Raw genomic sequence first — 16,292 nt, 5'->3', positions numbered from 1 at the left:
CGAGGACGGTGACAACCGATCCGCGGGCGATGACAACTCCCACGGCGACAACTCCCACGGAGCCGATCTGCGGGGCACGGGATTCGACCCCGCCCCCGCTCGGCTGACTGTCGGCATCGTCTCGGCGGGCCGGGTCGGTTCGGCGCTCGGCGCTGCCCTCGAACGCGCTGGACACGTGGTGTTCGGCGTCTCGGCCATCTCCGACGCGTCGGTGCACCGCGCGCGGACCCGGCTGCCGGAATCGGAGATCCTCCCGGTCGAGGAGGTGGCCCGGCGCAGTGAACTGATGCTGCTCGCGGTGCCCGACGCCGAACTCGCGGGTCTCGTGCGCGGGCTCGCGGGCGCGAACGTGGTGCGGTCCGGCACGATCGTCGCCCACACCTCGGGCGCGAACGGCGTCGCGGTGCTCGGCCCGCTCGCCGCGACGGGTGTGCTGCCGCTGGCCATCCATCCCGCGATGACCTTCACCGGCCACGACGAGGATCTGGCCCGGCTCGGCAACGCCTGCTTCGGCGTCACCGCCGCCGACGACATCGGCTACGCGATAGCGCAGTCGCTGGTGATCGAGATGGGTGGCGAACCGGTGCGGGTCGCCGAGGAGAACCGCCGCCTCTATCACGCGGCGCTCGCGCACGGCAGCAACCACCTGGTGACGCTGATCGTCGACGCGGTGGCCGCGCTGCGCGAGGCGCTGTCGGGTCCGGGGTTGCTCGGTCAGCAGATCGTGGACGGGCAGCCCAACGGTCTGGCCGAACGCCTGCTCGCCCCGCTGGCCTCGGCCGCGCTCGACAACGCGCTGCGGCGCGGGCCGTCGGCGCTGACCGGCCCGGTGGCGCGCGGTGATGTAGCTGCGGTCGCCGCGCACCTCGAGGCGCTGGACGCGGTCGATCCGAGGATCGCCGACGGCTATCGCGCGCTGTCGCTGCGCACCGCCCGGTTGGCCGATACCAATCCGGAGTTGATCGAATTGCTGGAGGAACGTCGATGACACGTCAACAGCGGTACCGTCCGGGCGAATCGACCGTGTACCACGATCCAGCGGCGTTGAGCGCGGTGGCCAAGGCTCTGCGGTCGGTGGGCCGCACCATCGGCCTCGTCCCGACCATGGGCGCCTTGCACGAGGGCCACCTGGAGATCGTGCGGCGGGCCAAGCGCACCAATCAGGTCGTGATCGTCTCGATTTTCGTGAACCCGCTGCAATTCGCCGCGAACGAGGATCTGGACAAGTATCCGCGCACCCTCGAAGCCGATGTGGCGCTGCTGCGCGCCGAAGGTGTCGACCTGGTTTTCGCGCCGAGCGTCGCCGACATGTATCCGGATGGCCCGCGCACCACGGTGCATCCGGGTCCGCTCGGCGCCGAACTCGAGGGCGCCAGCCGTCCGACGCATTTCGCGGGCATGTTGACGGTGGTCGCGAAGCTGTTGCAGATCGCGCACCCGAGCGAGGCGTTCTTCGGCGAGAAGGACTATCAGCAGCTGACCCTGATCCGGCAGCTGGTGCGCGACCTGAATTTCGACGTGAAGATCGTGCCGCTGCCGACGGTGCGTGAGTCCGACGGCCTCGCGCTGTCCTCTCGCAACCGCTATCTCGACCCGGCCCAGCGGGAGTCGGCGCTCGCGCTGTCGGCCGCGTTGGCGGCGGGCAGGCACGCGGGCGGACTCGGCGCGGACGCCGTGCTGGACGCGGCGCGCATGGTTCTGGACGCCACGCCCGGTGTCGAACTCGACTATCTCGAATTGCGGTCGGCGAATCTCGACGCGGCGCCCGCCGCGGGCAATGCCCGACTGCTGGTCGCCGCGAAGGTCGGCGCCACCAGGCTGATCGACAATGTGGCCGTCACCCTCGGCGCCACCATCGACGGCCACCCCACCGTGTCCGATACCCGCGATGGCGGGAACGGAACCAAGTCAACCAAGGCCGCTGTCTAGAAAGGCGACGAAGATGTTGCGCACCATGATGAAGTCCAAGATCCACCGGGCCACCGTCACCCACGCCGACCTGCACTACGTCGGTTCGGTGACCGTCGACCAGGATCTGCTCGACGCCGCCGATCTGCTCGAGGGCGAGCAGGTCTGCATCGTCGACATCGACAACGGCGCCCGCCTCGAAACCTATGTGATCGCGGGCGAACGCGGTTCGGGTGTCATCGGAATCAACGGCGCCGCAGCGCATCTGGTGCATCCTGGCGACCTCGTCATCCTGATCGCCTACGGCATGATGGACGCGGCGGAGGTCGCGGCGTACGACCCGAAGGTGGTCTTCGTCGACGAGCGCAACCGGCCCGTCGAACTCGGCTCCGATCCCGCGCACGCGCCGCAGGGGTCGGGCCTGACCTCGCCGCGCTCCCTGTCCATCGCCTGAGTGCCACGAACCGAGCACGGGACCGCCTCGACCAATGCTGCTGACCATCGACGTTCGTAATACCAGCATCGAGCTGGGCCTTTTCTCCGGGAGCGGTGCGCACGCGAAGCTCGCGCGGCACTGGCGCATGCACACCAATCCGCTGCTGACCGCCGACGAATTCGCCATGCAGGTGCGCGGCCTGGTCGGCGACGATCTCGAACAGGTGATCGGGGTGGCCGCATTGTCCACGGTGCCGCCGGTGTTGCGGGAATTGCGGGTGATGCTGGAACGGTACTGGGACCACGTTCCGCACGTGGTCGTCGAGCCCGGGGTGCGCACCGGAATTCCGTTGCTGGTCGACAATCCGAAGGAGATCGGCGCCGACCGTATCGTGAATACCCTTGCCGCACATAACCGTTTCGGTTCCGCGGCAATCGTGGTCGATTTCGGCACGGCCACCATGGTCGATCTGGTTTCGGCCAAGGGGGAATTTCTCGGCGGTGTGGTCGCGCCGGGCGTGGAGATCTCCAGCGAGGCGCTGATCGAACGCGCGGCGCTGCGTCGGGTGGAATTGGCGCGACCGCGTTCGGTGGTCGGAAAGAATACCGTCGAGGCGATTCAATCCGGCGCTGTATTCGGTTTCGCGGGCTTGGTCGACGGACTTATCGATCGTATTCGCGACGAGTTCGACGCATTCGCAGGCGACGATGTCGCGGTGGTCGCCACCGGATTCTGCGCGCCGTTGATCGTCCCGGAGTCCGAGACGATCGAGCATCACGAACCGCATCTCACGCTGACGGGTTTGCGGCTGGTTTTCGAGCGCAATCAGCAGCGTCGCAGATGACCCAGATCACTTCGCGGCGCTCTGTCACCGGGCGTCGCGGCGCTGCTATGCTGCCTTCCGTGTACCGCGTGACCAACCGGGAGTGTTGTCGAGGCCGATAAGCGCCTCGACCGTTCGAGGCCGTCTGAAGCCCTCGACCGTCGACACATCCTGGAGATGCGCTCATGCGTTCTTCCGTCCTTTCCCTCACGTCCGGACGTAACCCCCTCTCGGCCACCCCGCCGCTGGATCGTGCCGTCGCCCCCGCCCTGCCGACCCGGCTGCGGCCCGCCGACCTGCTGCGATTGACCGACGAGGGCGCCGAGGACGTGCTCGCGGGCCGCTACGACCATCTGCTGCCCGCGGGCGGCGTCTGGCCCGCCGAGGAGCGCTGGGCGACCCGCCTGCTCACCGACGACGAGGTCGACGTCTGGCTCATCAGCTGGACCCCGGACAAGTCCACCGAACTGCACGACCACGCGGGTTCGCTCGGCGCGCTCACCGTACTCAGCGGCGCGTTATCGGAATTCCGTTGGAACGGAACGGAATTACGCGCGCGCACCTTGGTCGCGGGCGATCAGGCCTCGTTCCCGATCGGCTGGGTCCACGATGTGATGCGCGCACCGTCGGCTGCGGACTTCGGGTCGGCGGTGTCCACCGGTCCGCTCGACCCGACCCTGAGCGTGCACGCGTATTCGCCGCCGCTCACCGCCATGTCGTACTACGAGGTGACCGGCCACGGCACCCTGCGACGCACCCGAACCGTTCTCACCGACCAGCCCGAAGGTGATATGTGATGAGCCGCCTGACGATCGATCAGATGCTCGACAACGCCCGCGCCCGCCTGAACCGCGTCTACGCCTTCGAGGTGCCGCAGGCGCTGGCCCGCGGCGCGAAGCTGGTCGACATCCGTCCGCAGGCGCAGCGCGACCGTGAGGGCACGCTGCCCGGCGCGCTGGTGATCGAACGCAACGTATTGGAATGGCGCCTCGACCCGACCAGTTCGGCTCGCCTCGCGACAGCCACCGACCACGACGTGGAATGGATCATCCTGTGCTCGGAGGGCTACACCTCCAGTCTGGCCGCGGCATCGCTGCAGGAACTCGGATTGCATCGGGCCACCGATCTGGTCGGCGGATATCAGGCGTTGAAGGCGGCGGGCCTGCTGACGGTGGGAATCCGCGCCGCGCACTTCACCCGCGAAGTGACCTCGCTGGCGTCGCTGTAATAGCGGCGGGCCCATACCTGTCGGCTACCGGTCAGCACCGTGCGGGCGGCGCGCAAAACGATTTCCGATGCCCGCTAGGCTAGTTGGGTGAGTGAGCGTAGCGAGCGATCCACGTCCGGCGCCGAGCAGAACTCGGCCACGAACTCTGCCACGGACGTCGAGCAAACCCGTGTCGACCCGATGGGCGACGAAGTTCCCGAGCAGATGCGTATTCGCCGGGACAAGCGTGATCGGCTGCTCGCCTCCGGTGTCGAGGCGTATCCCGTCACGGTGCCGCGCACGCACTCGCTCGCCGAAATTCGCGCCGCCCATCCCGATCTCCCGGCCGATACCAACACCGGTGAGATCGTCGGGGTGGTCGGGCGCGTGATATTCCTGCGCAATACCGGCAAGTTGTGTTTCGCCACCTTGCAGGAGGGCGACGGAACGAAACTCCAGGCGATGATCAGCCTGAACGGCGTCGGCGCCGACGCGCTCGCGTCCTGGAAGGGCGATGTCGACCTCGGCGATTTCGTCTTCGTGCACGGCGAGGTGATCGCTTCGCGCAGTGGTGAATTGAGTGTCATGGCCGATTCCTGGTCGATGTCGGCGAAGGCTCTGCGGCCGCTGCCAGTCGCGCACAAGGAGATGAACGAGGAGTCGCGGGTCCGGCAGCGCTATGTCGACCTGATCGTGCGTCCCGAGGCCAGGCAGACCGCGCGCACGCGGATCGCGGTGCTGCGCGCGCTGCGCGCCGCGCTGGAGCGGCGCGGCTTCCTCGAGGTCGAGACGCCGATGCTGCAGACGCTGCACGGCGGCGCGGCGGCCCGTCCTTTCGTCACCAGGTCCAATGCCCTCGACATTGATCTCTACCTGCGTATCGCACCGGAGTTGTTCCTGAAGCGGTGTGTGGTCGGCGGGCTGGAGAAGGTGTTCGAGGTCAATCGGAACTTCCGCAACGAAGGGGCCGACTCCACGCATTCGCCGGAGTTCGCCATGCTCGAAACGTATGAGGCATACGGCACCTACGACGACTCGGCGCGCATGATCCGCGAATTGGTGCAGGAAGTCGCGCAGGAGGTGTTCGGCACCCTGGTGGTGACCCTCGCCGACGGCACCGAATACGATCTCGGCGGCGAGTGGAACACGGTGGAGATGTACCCTTCGCTGTCGGACGCGTTGGGTGTCGAGGTCACCCCGGAAACGACGGTCGCGGAATTGCACGCACTCGCGGATCGGGTGGGCCTGGAAATTCCCGAAGGCAAGGGCTACGGCCACGGCAAACTGGTAGAGGAACTCTGGGAGCATCAGTACGGAGACAAGTTGTATGCCCCGACTTTCGTTCGGGACTTCCCGGTCGAGACTTCTCCGCTCACTCGGCAGCATCGCAGCAAGCACGGAGTTACCGAGAAGTGGGATCTCTACGTTCGCGGCTTCGAGTTGGCAACAGGCTATTCGGAGTTGGTCGATCCGGTGATCCAACGGGAGCGGTTCGTGGATCAGGCCCGGCTCGCCGCGGCCGGTGACGACGAGGCCATGGTGCTGGACGAGGACTTCCTCGCCGCGATGGAGCACGGGATGCCGCCGACTACCGGAACGGGTATGGGAATCGATCGGTTGTTGATGGCGCTGACGGGTTTGGGAATCCGGGAAACGATACTGTTCCCAATTGTGCGACCGGTCACTCGCTGAGTGCTGGATTGCATAGCAGAACTCCCGTCTTGGAATTTCTAGAATTCGAGGTATTCTTGCCTCGGGTAATCGGCCTAGTATGCGGGTCGCACGATTTCGAGAGGACGTTCATCTCATGGCAAAGAAGGTCACCGTTAGCCTGATCGACGATGTCGACGGTGAGTCCATCGCGGACGAGACCATCGAGTTCGCGATCGATGGTGTTTCGTACGAGATCGACCTGTCGACGGCGAATGCGTCGAAGCTGCGTGACGAGCTGGAACAGTGGGTTTCGAGTGCGCGTCGGGTCAGCGGCCGTCGTCGTGTCAAGGCTGCCGCAGGCGCCGCGACCAGCCCGAAGAGCCGGGTTTCGATCGACCGGGAACAAAGCGCCGCAATTCGGGAGTGGGCTCGCCGGAATGGGCACAAGGTATCCGCGCGGGGCCGTATCTCCGCCGACATCACCGATGCTTACAACAAGGCTGCGAAGAGCTGACGCTATTTCGGACTGCCGTCCGGGCGAATCGTGCGACGCCCGGGCGGCAGTCTTGTTCGTACGGGACGGCGGCGGCACGCGGGAGGTGACGCCCGCGCGGGCGATGACCTGCCCCGGCGAACTCTCGCAGGCCGGATGTTCGCGGGCGGCGATCGCCGCGGCGGTGATATCCGCGGGAAGCGTGCCGGATGGTTTGGCGCGGCGCGGCTCGCGGTGAGATGGTGTCGGGGGCATCGAGGTGGTCTCGGCCCGTGCGGCCCGATCTTGCCCGCAGTATCCCGAGGCGGCACCATGGACACTGTGGGATGGGCGTCACTGGCGATATGGAGAGATGAGGTATCGGCACAGTGACAGGATTCGTCGGATCATTCCTGCGGTTCACCGATGACAACGGTCGGCAGCAGGAGTTCATGCTCACCCCCGACCGGCAGCGCGTCACCATCGGCCGCTCGCCGCAAGCCGATCTGAGCCTCGGCTGGGACGCCGAGGTCTCCCGCCTGCACGCCGCCGTCGAATATCTCGGCGCGCACTGGACCATCGTCGACGACGGCCTGTCCCGCAACGGGACCTTCGTCAACGGTGAGCGCCTGGTCGGGCGGCACCGGCTGATGGCGGGCGACGCCATCCGCGTCGGCACGTCGCTGGTTTCCTTCCACGATTTCGGCGGCGCCGCCGAGGACGTCACCCGTGCGGCCACCGGGTCGATACCCACCATGCGCTCGCTCACCGAAACCCAGCGTTCGGTGCTGATCGCGTTGTGCAGGCCGTACAAGAACGGCGCCGGTTTCGCGACGCCCGCGTCGAATCAGCAGATCGCCGAGGAATTGTTCCTCAGCGTCGACGCGATCAAAACGCATCTGCGCGCGTTGTTCGCCAAGTTCGGCGTCGAGAGTCTCCCGCAGAACCAGAAGCGGGTGCGTTTGGCGTTCCTCGCCATGCAGAGCGGCATCATCTCCGACCGCGATCTGTGAACCGAATCGTTCGCCCGTGCCGGGCGGACGTATTCTCCGCCGCCATTTCCGTGCTGTCTTCGGCCCGCTGTGTTCGGCCTGCCATGACTCGCGCGTGGACGCCGCCGTAGGTTGTCGAGCGTCTCGACTATGTGGCCTCGGGACGGAAAACGGTTGACTCGATGTCATCGAGCGGGACCGGATCACCGGACCCTTCCGAGGCAGGAGAGAACCATGCTCGCGCTCCGTATCACCGCACTCGTTGCGGCCACCATGGCGACCGGTCTGGTCGCGGGCGTCTTCTACGCGTACGCGATGTCGGTCATGCCCGCGCTGGCGCGCACCGAGGACCGCACGTTGATCGAGGTGATGCAGAAGGTCAACGTCGTCATCGTGAATCCGTGGTTCATGACCGGATTTCTCGGCGCCGTGCTGTTCGGGATCGCGGCGGCGGTTCTGCACCTCGGCGCCGAGCAGCGCGCGACGCTGGTGTGGATCGGGATCGGCTTGGCGCTCAACGTGATCGCGTTCGCGGTCACGGTCGCGCTGAACGTCCCGTTGAACGATCAACTGGCCGCGGCGGGCGATGTGTCCGGCATCGCCGACCAGGCCGCCGTGCGTGCGGACTACGAATCCGCTTGGGTGCGTTGGAACATCGTCCGCGCGGTGCTGCACACGCTGGCCTTCCTCGTGCTGTGCGGCGCCCTGTTCGCCGCGGGCGTACAGCATGGGCGCGGCGAGGCGACGGGGCAGGCCGCGCGGATCGGATCCGCGAGCGCGCCCGCGGACGGCTACGCGCGCACCGGTGCGTCGCACGTCGGATTCGCCGGACAGGGGTGAGGACGGAGAAATATCCCACACGCCGAATTCCGGCCGGTGCGCGATCGTGGAGCCGGGGAATCGCCGCAGGTGGTCGTCGCGTCGGGGAATCAGCGCGGCGACCACGGTGTTTTTCGCCGAGTGCGGGGGTAATCGGTCTGCAAGGGCCGCCGCGCGGGCCGGTACGGGGTTGTTCGCTGTAGGCAAAACCCGGACGGAAACGAAACCTGCGGCGGTCACGTTATGAGTGAATGACCGTGCCGCCGCGATTACCAATAGGGTGGACTCGAGGCGGCCCGAACCCTCGCCAACTAGAGTGGAGGCGGGGGCCGCAAACCCCCGGGCTTCATGGCAGGCTGACGACCACAGGTTGGACACCGGCACTGAGTTGGACACAGCACTGAAGCGTCGGACGCCAGAAGGCTTGAGCAGGAGAGTGAGGGAGCGATGTTCGAGAGGTTCACCGACCGCGCGAGGCGTGTCGTTGTCCTGGCCCAAGAAGAGGCCCGGATGCTCAACCACAACTACATCGGCACCGAGCACATCCTGCTTGGGTTGATTCACGAGGGCGAGGGTGTCGCGGCCAAGTCGCTGGAATCCCTCGGCATCTCGCTGGAGGGCGTGCGCAGCCAGGTCGAGGAGATCATCGGCCAGGGTCAGCAGGCCCCCTCCGGCCACATTCCGTTCACCCCGCGCGCCAAGAAGGTGCTCGAGTTGAGCCTGCGCGAGGCGCTGCAACTCGGCCACAACTACATCGGCACCGAGCACATCCTGCTCGGGCTGATCCGCGAGGGCGAGGGCGTCGCGGCCCAGGTGCTGGTCAAGCTGGGCGCCGACCTCAACCGGGTGCGTCAGCAGGTCATCCAGCTGCTGTCCGGGTACCAGGGCAAGGAGCCGGTCGAGTCCGGTTCCCGCGGTGAGGCGGGCACCCCGTCCACCTCGCTGGTGCTCGACCAGTTCGGCCGCAACCTCACCCAGGCCGCCCTCGAGGGCAAGCTGGACCCGGTCATCGGCCGCTCGAAGGAGATCGAGCGCGTCATGCAGGTCCTGAGCCGCCGCACCAAGAACAACCCGGTGCTGATCGGCGAGCCCGGCGTCGGCAAGACCGCCGTGGTCGAGGGCCTCGCGCAGGCCATCGTCAACGGCGAGGTCCCCGAGACGCTAAAGGACAAGCAGCTCTACACCCTCGACCTGGGTTCGCTGGTCGCGGGCAGCCGCTACCGCGGTGATTTCGAGGAGCGCCTGAAGAAGGTGCTCAAGGAGATCAACACCCGCGGCGACATCATCCTGTTCATCGACGAGCTGCACACGCTGGTCGGTGCGGGCGCGGCCGAGGGCGCCATCGACGCGGCCTCCATCCTGAAGCCCAAGCTGGCCCGCGGCGAGCTGCAGACCATCGGCGCAACCACCCTCGACGAGTACCGCAAGTACATCGAGAAGGACGCCGCCCTCGAGCGCCGCTTCCAGCCGGTGCAGGTCGGCGAGCCCACCGTCGAGCACACCATCAACATCCTCAAGGGTCTGCGCGACCGCTACGAGGCGCACCACCGGGTCTCCATCACCGACGGCGCGCTGGTCGCGGCCGCCACCCTCGCCGACCGCTACATCAACGACCGGTTCCTGCCGGACAAGGCGATCGACCTCATCGACGAGGCGGGCGCGCGCATGCGCATCCGCCGCATGACGGCTCCGCCGGACCTGCGCGAATTCGACGACAAGATCGCCGACGCGCGCCGGGAGAAGGAGTCCGCGATCGACGCGCAGGACTTCGAGAAGGCCGCGCGGCTGCGCGACAAGGAGAAGCAGCTCGTCGCCAAGCGGGCCGAGCGCGAGAAGCAGTGGCGTTCAGGTGATCTCGACGTCGTGGCCGAGGTCGACGACGAGCAGATCGCCGAGGTGCTCGCCAACTGGACCGGCATCCCCGTCTTCAAGCTCACCGAGGAGGAGACCACCCGTCTGCTCCGCATGGAGGACGAGCTGCACAAGCGGATCATCGGCCAGGAAGACGCCGTCAAGGCCGTCTCGAAGGCGATCCGCCGCACCCGCGCGGGCCTGAAGGATCCGAAGCGTCCGTCCGGTTCGTTCATCTTCGCGGGCCCGTCCGGCGTCGGTAAGACCGAGCTGTCCAAGGCGCTCGCCAACTTCCTGTTCGGCGACGACGACGCGCTCATCCAGATCGACATGGGCGAGTTCCACGACCGCTTCACCGCCTCGCGCCTGTTCGGAGCCCCTCCCGGCTACGTCGGCTACGAGGAGGGCGGCCAGCTCACCGAGAAGGTGCGCCGCAAGCCGTTCTCGGTCGTGCTGTTCGACGAGATCGAGAAGGCCCACCAGGAGATCTACAACACCCTGTTGCAGGTGCTCGAGGACGGTCGCCTCACCGACGGCCAGGGCCGCACCGTCGACTTCAAGAACACGGTGCTGATCTTCACCTCGAACCTCGGCACCTCGGATATCTCGAAGGCTGTCGGGCTCGGCTTCGCGCAGTCCAACAGCGAGGGCTCGAACTACGAGCGGATGAAGCTCAAGGTCAACGACGAGCTGAAGAAGCACTTCCGCCCCGAGTTCCTCAACCGCATCGACGACGTCATCGTCTTCCACCAGCTCACCACCGAGCAGATCGTCCAGATGGTGGATCTGATGATCGCCCGCGTCGAGAAGCAGCTGAAGAACAAGGACATGGCGCTCGAACTGTCCGAACAGGGCAAGGCGCTGCTGGCCAAGCGCGGATTCGATCCGGTGCTCGGCGCGCGGCCGCTGCGTCGCACGATCCAGCGCGAGATCGAGGATCAGCTGTCGGAGAAGATCCTCTTCGGCGAGATCGGTCCCGGACAGACGGTGTACGTCGATGTCGAGGGCTGGGACGGCGAGGGTTCCGGCGAGGACGCGAAGTTCGTCTTCAAGGGCAAGACCAAGCTGACCAAGACCGACACCGAGGACAAGCCCGAGGTCGTGCTCACCGGCGCGAGCGAAGGTTCGGCCGAGGCCGCGTCCGGCGAGTAGCCCTTCCGGCCGAATGGCCCGCCCCCTGCTAGGGGCGGGCCATTCGCCGTATCCGGCGGGTCTCGGAGTCTCTGGGACTCAGCCCAAGGTCATAAGCGCGGCCCGCTGCTTCGCGGCCGTGCCGAGGAAGAAACTGCGCAGGTCACGGTAGTAGTTCAGCAGATAGTCGAGCGCCCAATCGCTTTCCCAGATCTCCGGGTACACGTCGGCTGCGTTCATCCGCGCCGGGTCGTACCACCCCCGCAGATCCGCGAACGGCACCGTCTCCAAAGCCACGGCCGCCTCCGCGACCTCGTCGACACTCCACACCGAAAGCCAGTCGCCGTCGTCGAGCAAGGTCCCGTCCTCCAGCAGATCGACACCGACCCCACCGGCTCGCATCAGATACCGCAGCCCGTCCCACGCCTTGTCCAGATACACCTGCCCGAACCCGTGCCGCTCCCGCGCCAACTCCCACGCCGTCTCCCGATCCACAACCGCCACCGCCATCTCCTCCGCCGTGATCGCGGTGAAGCCCATGACCATACCCATGCGCGGGACGCTATCAGTGCGAGGTGACAGGGGGCGGTGGCGTTTCGGTCGCGCGGGCCGCGGCGGCGTAGCGGCGGGCGAGGTGGGTGCAGGCTTCGCGGAGTTCCGTGGGGCCGATCACTTCGATGTCGGTGTCGTATCGGCCGAGCATCGCGGCAAGGCCGCCCCAGGACCAGGAGCCGAGGACGACGCGGCAGCGGTTTTCGTCCAGTTCTTCGACCAGGGCGTCGCGGGTGTAGGCGGAGACGATGGCGGCGGAGCGGTGGATGATCGCTTCGCCCTCGCACGGCCAGGTTTCGGGGCCTCGGAACCTTCCGGCGACATAGGTCGCGACGTCGCCGCCCGGCAGGTCGCGCGGGGTGAAGCGAGGGCCGGTTGGGATGCGGGGGGTGATGCGGTCGGCGCGGAAGGTGCGCCAGTCGGCGCGGTCGAGGTCCCAGGCGACCAGGTACCAGCGGCCGCCCCAGGTGACCAGGTGGTGCGGTTCCGCGCGGCGCGGCGGGGCGTCGGTGCTCGCGCCGGGGGCCGCGTAGTCGAAGCGCAGGATCTCGCGGGCGTGTGCGGCGGCGCCGATCGCGGTGAGGACGCCGCTGTCCACCGTCGGCGCGCCTCGGTTCGCCGGAATCACCGGCGTGACCTGGAGTGCGTCGATGCGGTGGCGTAAGCGCGCAGGCATGACCTGGCGGACGGTGTTGAGCGCGCGCATCGCGGCCTCCTCGATGCCCGCGCCCGCGGTGGTGGCAAGGCGCAGGGCGACCGCGAGCGCGACGGCCTGTTCGTCGTCGAACAGCAGCGGCGGCAGATCCGCGCCCGCGTCGAGGCGGTAACCGCCGTCAGGGCCTTTCACCGCCACGATCGGATAACCGAGGTCACGTAGGCGGTCCACGTCGCGGCGCACCGTGCGGGAGCTGATGTCGAGCCGTTCGGCGAGCAGTGTGCCCGGCCAGTCCCGGCGCGACTGGAGCAGTGACAGCAGGGTGAGCAGGCGCGCGGAAGTTTTCTGCATGAATTCGATTCTGCCGAAAGTAGCGGACACATCCTGTCCGCTATCCCTGCGATTGTTGTCTCGTACCGAAGGACAGAGCCACCGAAAGGGAATCGACCATGACCGCGGTCACCGCCTCCGTTTCCGCCATCGACACCGAGCGCACCGAACTCCTCGCCGAACTCGCCGAGGCCCGCCGGGCCCTGCTCCACACCGTCCGCGACCTCACCGACGCGCAGCTCGGCGAACGCCCGACGGTCAGCGCGCTGTGCCTCGGCGGTCTCGTCAAGCACGTCGCCGCCACCGAGGAGGGCTGGTTGCGCTTCGTGGTCGATGGCCCGTCGGGTCTGAGTTTCGCCCTGCCCGACGGCGTCACCTGGGAAGAATTCATGAACGGCACCGCCCGCGAATACCCGCAGTGGGCAATCGACCGCCAGAACGATTTCCAGATGCTGCCCGACGACACCCTCACCGCCATCCTCGCCCGCTACGAGCGTATCGCCGCCGAAACCGAACGCGTGATCGCCGAGGTTCCCGACCTCTCCGCCACCCACCCTCTCCCCGAAGCCCCCTGGAGCGAACCCGGCGCCGTCCGTAGCATCCGCCGAGTCCTCATCCACGTCATCGCGGAAACCGCCCAACACGCGGGCCACGCCGACATCCTCCGCGAAACCCTCGACGGCCGAACCGCAACCTAGATCCCCGAAATCGGGCGGATCGGATCGGCGCGCAGTTGTCCACATGCCTTGGGGACGGGTGTGGACGAGTCATGACTCCGGAATGCGGTGGACGAATTCATGCACAGCCGTGCACAGGAGTCTGTGGTTCGGTGTGGATAGATCCGCCGAGCGGTGTGTGGACAACGCGCGGTCGTATTCGTACACGAGCGACCCACGGGAGCTGTGGTTCGGTGTGGACAAAGGTTCGCCGGGGCGAGCGGCGGATCTTGTCCCGGCGGTTTCGGGCCGGTGCCCGGTCGGGGTGGGCGCGTACGGTGGAGAGGGTTCCTTCGACCCACTAGCCGGGGGTTTTTCGTGACGAATCCGGATCTCACATTGCTTGCCGTATTGCTGGACCGATCGGGGTCGATGCAGTCGATCAAATCCGATACCGAGGGTGGGTTCGACGCCTATATCGAGGAGCAGCGGAAGGTGCCGAAGACCATTCAGGTCACTTTGGCGCAATTCGACACCGAGTACGAGTGCGTGTACGCCAACAAGCCGATCGGGGAGGTGCCGCCGCTGGAACTGCGGCCGCGCGGGCAGACGGCGCTCTACGACGCGGTCGGGCGGCTGGTGACGGATGTGGGGGCGGATCTGGCGGCGCGGGCGGAGGGGGAGCGGCCGGGGACGGTGATCGTGGTTGTCCTCACCGACGGGCACGAGAATTCCAGTCGGGAATGGACCCACGAGGCGGTGCGGTCGCTCATCACGCAGCAGCAGGATGTGTATTCGTGGGATTTCCTGTTCCTCGGCGCGAATATGGACGCCGTGCAGATCGGGGCACAGATGGGATTCGACCCGCGTCGTTCCATCACCTACACGGCCGCCCCGGCGGGTGTCGCGGGTGCGTTCCGCGCGGGGGCGGCGTATTCGGCGCGTAGACAGAGCGCCCCGGCCGCCGCCTGGGACGGCGGTTTCTCCGACTCCGAGCGCGCGGGCGCCCAGCCCGGCACCCCGCGTCCGCCGGAGCGGGCCTAGTCGCCCGGCCGGCGGAGCGGGCACAGTCCGGGCACCCGGCGGAGCGGGCATGGTCGGGCCAGCCGGTGTCCGCCGTAGCGGGCGTAATTCCCGGAATTGTGCGGGGAATTCGAGACGGTGAAAATAGTCATACGGCAAGGCTGCTGGAATTACCGGGGCGTACATCTGCCGTGCGGCGCCGCCCGCCCGCGTAACCCGTCGATGGCGGCGGATTACGAGGGTCGCGGAAGATTCGCCGAAGATCGGCAGGCGATGGTAGCTCGGTGTTGGCTGCGGCTGTAGCCGCGCACCAAGGCCTGATCGTCGGCGACGCGGGCGATCAGGCCCGATCCACCCCGGCCGCCGCCGTATCCGCGTCGGCCTCGACCGGTTCGGGCGGCTCCGGGCTCTGCAACCGGTTCGGCAGCCGCGCCGCGACCCGGAAACCGCCGCTCGGCCGCGGGCCCGCCGTCAACTGACCGCCGAGGGCGTGCGCGCGTTCCCGCATGCCGATGATGCCGTTGCGTCCGCCCGGCCCCGTGGTCGACCGGCCGGTCGGGCGGGTGTTGTCGATGGTCAGGTCCACCGACTCGGGCGTGTACCGGACGGTGACGGTGGCGCAGGCGCCCGGTGCGTGCCGTACCACGTTCGTCAGCGATTCCTGGATGATGCGGACCGCCGCCGCGTCCAGCACGCTCGGCAGCGGCTCCCGCGTGCCGATGACCTTGGTATCCACGGTGAGCCCGGCCGTGCGCGGACGTTGCAGCAGGTTATCGAGATCCTCGATGCTGGGGGTCGGCGGGCGCGGGGCGGGTGCGGGTTGCGGGGTGTGGCCGTTGCTGCTCGCGCCGTCGGGTTCAGGTTCGAGATCGGCGCGCGGCGCGATCTCCTCGGGCGCTGAACCCGGGCGGATCTTCTCGAGCATGGTCTGCGCCCGCGCCAACGCCTCCTTGCTCGCCGAATTGATAGTCGTGAGTGCGGAAACCGCCTGTGCGGGTTTCTCCTCGAACAGCTCCAGTGCCACCGACGACTGCAAGTCGATGAGCGAAAGGCTTTGTGCCAGAACGTCATGTAGTTCGCGAGCGATGGCGAGACGCTCTTCGCTCGCGCGCAGCTCCCGCTGGGCTTCCTCGTCACGACGGGCCGCTTCGGCTCGTTGGGCGCGTGCCTCGATCACGGTGCGGCGCTGGCGGATACCCTCGGCAGTCGCGAGGAGTACGGTCAGCCATCCCGCGGCGGCGAACTGTTGCCACGGGGTGGTCGGATGATCGAGCAGGGCGGGCAGTGGCCACACCGTGAGCAAGTAGGCGAGTGGGAGCAAAGGGTAAGTCCACCAGCGTGATCCGACTACCGCGGCGGTCAGGAAGGCTACGGCCACCGAGAGGAAGATAGGGCCGTAGCCGTAGCCGGATATAAGGTACGCGGCCGCTGCTGACAGTGTCAGGGCCAGTACTGGGAACGGTGATTGGCGGCGCAGTACGAGTGCGGCGGGACCTGCGAGCAGCAGTATGTAGGCAGGCCAGGCCAGTGCGTGCACGTCGTGCTGTTCGAGGTTGGCCGCGCGGGCGCCCGCGAGCTGTACCAGCGCGATTACCAGCGCGAGGGCGCCGTCCCATAGCAGCGAGCCGCGATCGGTTATGCCAGGCACTTTCACACATGTGAGACTAGCTCTGTTTATTTGGCGGCGACTGCGTCGCCGCGGGTTCGCGGCCCTTTATGTCTCGCGTCCCAGCGTTCGATACTTGCTCCTTCGTCGCGTTGTCTCGAACGCTGGGACGCGAGAC

The 16,292-nt window shown here is 67.3% G+C and carries 16 protein-coding genes; 13 read left to right on the top strand and 3 right to left on the bottom strand.

The genetic code is table 11. From position 1 onward, the window contains the following. Nucleotides 1-67: 67 nt before the first annotated feature. The 11 genes from IT779_RS38325 to IT779_RS33895 all read left to right on the top strand — a co-directional run bounded on the left by IT779_RS38325 (nucleotide 68) and on the right by IT779_RS33895 (nucleotide 11,313). Entirely contained in the window at nucleotides 68-988 is a 921-nt protein-coding gene (locus tag IT779_RS38325; RefSeq protein WP_232542365.1) for a Rossmann-like and DUF2520 domain-containing protein, read from the top strand. After that, nucleotides 985-1,929 (top strand): pantoate--beta-alanine ligase, encoded by a 945-nt coding sequence (panC, locus tag IT779_RS33940; protein ID WP_196153577.1) that lies wholly within the window; start codon nucleotides 985-987, stop codon nucleotides 1,927-1,929. The genes IT779_RS38325 and panC overlap by 4 nt, the downstream gene beginning before the upstream one ends. Nucleotides 1,930-1,942: 13 nt before the next feature. Next, a complete protein-coding gene (panD, locus tag IT779_RS33935) occupies nucleotides 1,943-2,362 on the top strand; it encodes an aspartate 1-decarboxylase (protein ID WP_196153576.1) in 420 nt (139 codons plus the stop codon). Nucleotides 2,363-2,396: 34 nt separating this feature from the next. Then, nucleotides 2,397-3,188 (top strand): type III pantothenate kinase, encoded by a 792-nt coding sequence (locus IT779_RS33930; protein ID WP_196153575.1) that lies wholly within the window; start codon nucleotides 2,397-2,399, stop codon nucleotides 3,186-3,188. A 164-nt stretch (nucleotides 3,189-3,352) separates the two neighbouring features. Continuing rightward, a complete protein-coding gene (locus IT779_RS33925) occupies nucleotides 3,353-3,964 on the top strand; it encodes a cysteine dioxygenase (protein ID WP_196153574.1) in 612 nt (203 codons plus the stop codon). Then, nucleotides 3,964-4,395, top strand: coding sequence for a rhodanese-like domain-containing protein (locus tag IT779_RS33920; RefSeq protein WP_196153573.1), 432 nt, complete (start codon nucleotides 3,964-3,966; stop codon nucleotides 4,393-4,395). Before IT779_RS33925 ends, IT779_RS33920 begins: the two co-directional genes overlap by 1 nt. 180 nt (nucleotides 4,396-4,575) lie before the next feature. Next, entirely contained in the window at nucleotides 4,576-6,066 is a 1,491-nt protein-coding gene (lysS, locus tag IT779_RS33915; RefSeq protein ID WP_196153645.1) for a lysine--tRNA ligase, read from the top strand. 115 nt (nucleotides 6,067-6,181) lie between these two features. Continuing rightward, nucleotides 6,182-6,541 (top strand): histone-like nucleoid-structuring protein Lsr2, encoded by a 360-nt coding sequence (locus IT779_RS33910; protein ID WP_196153572.1) that lies wholly within the window; start codon nucleotides 6,182-6,184, stop codon nucleotides 6,539-6,541. A gap of 410 nt (nucleotides 6,542-6,951) precedes the next feature. Continuing rightward, on the top strand, nucleotides 6,952-7,512 hold the full coding sequence (locus IT779_RS33905; protein WP_196153644.1) for an FHA domain-containing protein: 561 nt from the start codon (nucleotides 6,952-6,954) through the stop codon (nucleotides 7,510-7,512). A 213-nt stretch (nucleotides 7,513-7,725) separates the two neighbouring features. Further along, nucleotides 7,726-8,331, top strand: a complete 606-nt coding sequence (locus IT779_RS33900) for an anthrone oxygenase family protein (protein ID WP_196153571.1) — start codon at nucleotides 7,726-7,728, stop codon at nucleotides 8,329-8,331. Nucleotides 8,332-8,757: 426 nt separating this feature from the next. Further along, the gene (locus IT779_RS33895) at nucleotides 8,758-11,313 is read left to right on the top strand and encodes an ATP-dependent Clp protease ATP-binding subunit (protein WP_196153570.1); all 2,556 of its coding nucleotides are present in this window, start codon (nucleotides 8,758-8,760) and stop codon (nucleotides 11,311-11,313) included. A gap of 78 nt (nucleotides 11,314-11,391) precedes the next feature. On the opposite strand, the gene IT779_RS33890 is transcribed toward IT779_RS33895, so the two are convergent. Together IT779_RS33890 and IT779_RS33885 are read right to left on the bottom strand one after the other, a co-directional pair. After that, on the bottom strand, nucleotides 11,392-11,844 hold the full coding sequence (locus IT779_RS33890) for a DUF1877 family protein (RefSeq protein WP_196153569.1): 453 nt from the start codon (nucleotides 11,842-11,844) through the stop codon (nucleotides 11,392-11,394). A gap of 13 nt (nucleotides 11,845-11,857) precedes the next feature. After that, nucleotides 11,858-12,850, bottom strand: coding sequence for a helix-turn-helix transcriptional regulator (locus IT779_RS33885; protein WP_196153568.1), 993 nt, complete (start codon nucleotides 12,848-12,850; stop codon nucleotides 11,858-11,860). Between the two features lie 98 nt (nucleotides 12,851-12,948). Between IT779_RS33885 and IT779_RS33880 the strand changes: the two genes are divergently transcribed. Together IT779_RS33880 and IT779_RS33875 are read left to right on the top strand one after the other, a co-directional pair. Beyond that, nucleotides 12,949-13,527 carry a DinB family protein gene (locus IT779_RS33880; protein WP_196153567.1) on the top strand — a complete coding sequence of 193 codons (579 nt, stop codon included), beginning with the start codon at nucleotides 12,949-12,951 and terminating at the stop codon, nucleotides 13,525-13,527. A gap of 336 nt (nucleotides 13,528-13,863) precedes the next feature. Continuing rightward, nucleotides 13,864-14,529 (top strand): VWA domain-containing protein, encoded by a 666-nt coding sequence (locus IT779_RS33875; protein WP_196153566.1) that lies wholly within the window; start codon nucleotides 13,864-13,866, stop codon nucleotides 14,527-14,529. Nucleotides 14,530-14,848: 319 nt separating this feature from the next. Here the strand turns inward: IT779_RS33875 and IT779_RS33870 are convergent, their stop codons facing one another. Further along, entirely contained in the window at nucleotides 14,849-16,162 is a 1,314-nt protein-coding gene (locus IT779_RS33870) for a sensor histidine kinase (protein ID WP_332839084.1), read from the bottom strand. Nucleotides 16,163-16,292: the final 130 nt, after the last annotated feature.

The organism is Nocardia bovistercoris (genome assembly GCF_015674855.1).
GTDB lineage: Bacteria > Actinomycetota > Actinomycetes > Mycobacteriales > Mycobacteriaceae > Nocardia > Nocardia bovistercoris.
This window is presented reverse-complemented; position numbering and strand designations above follow the sequence as displayed.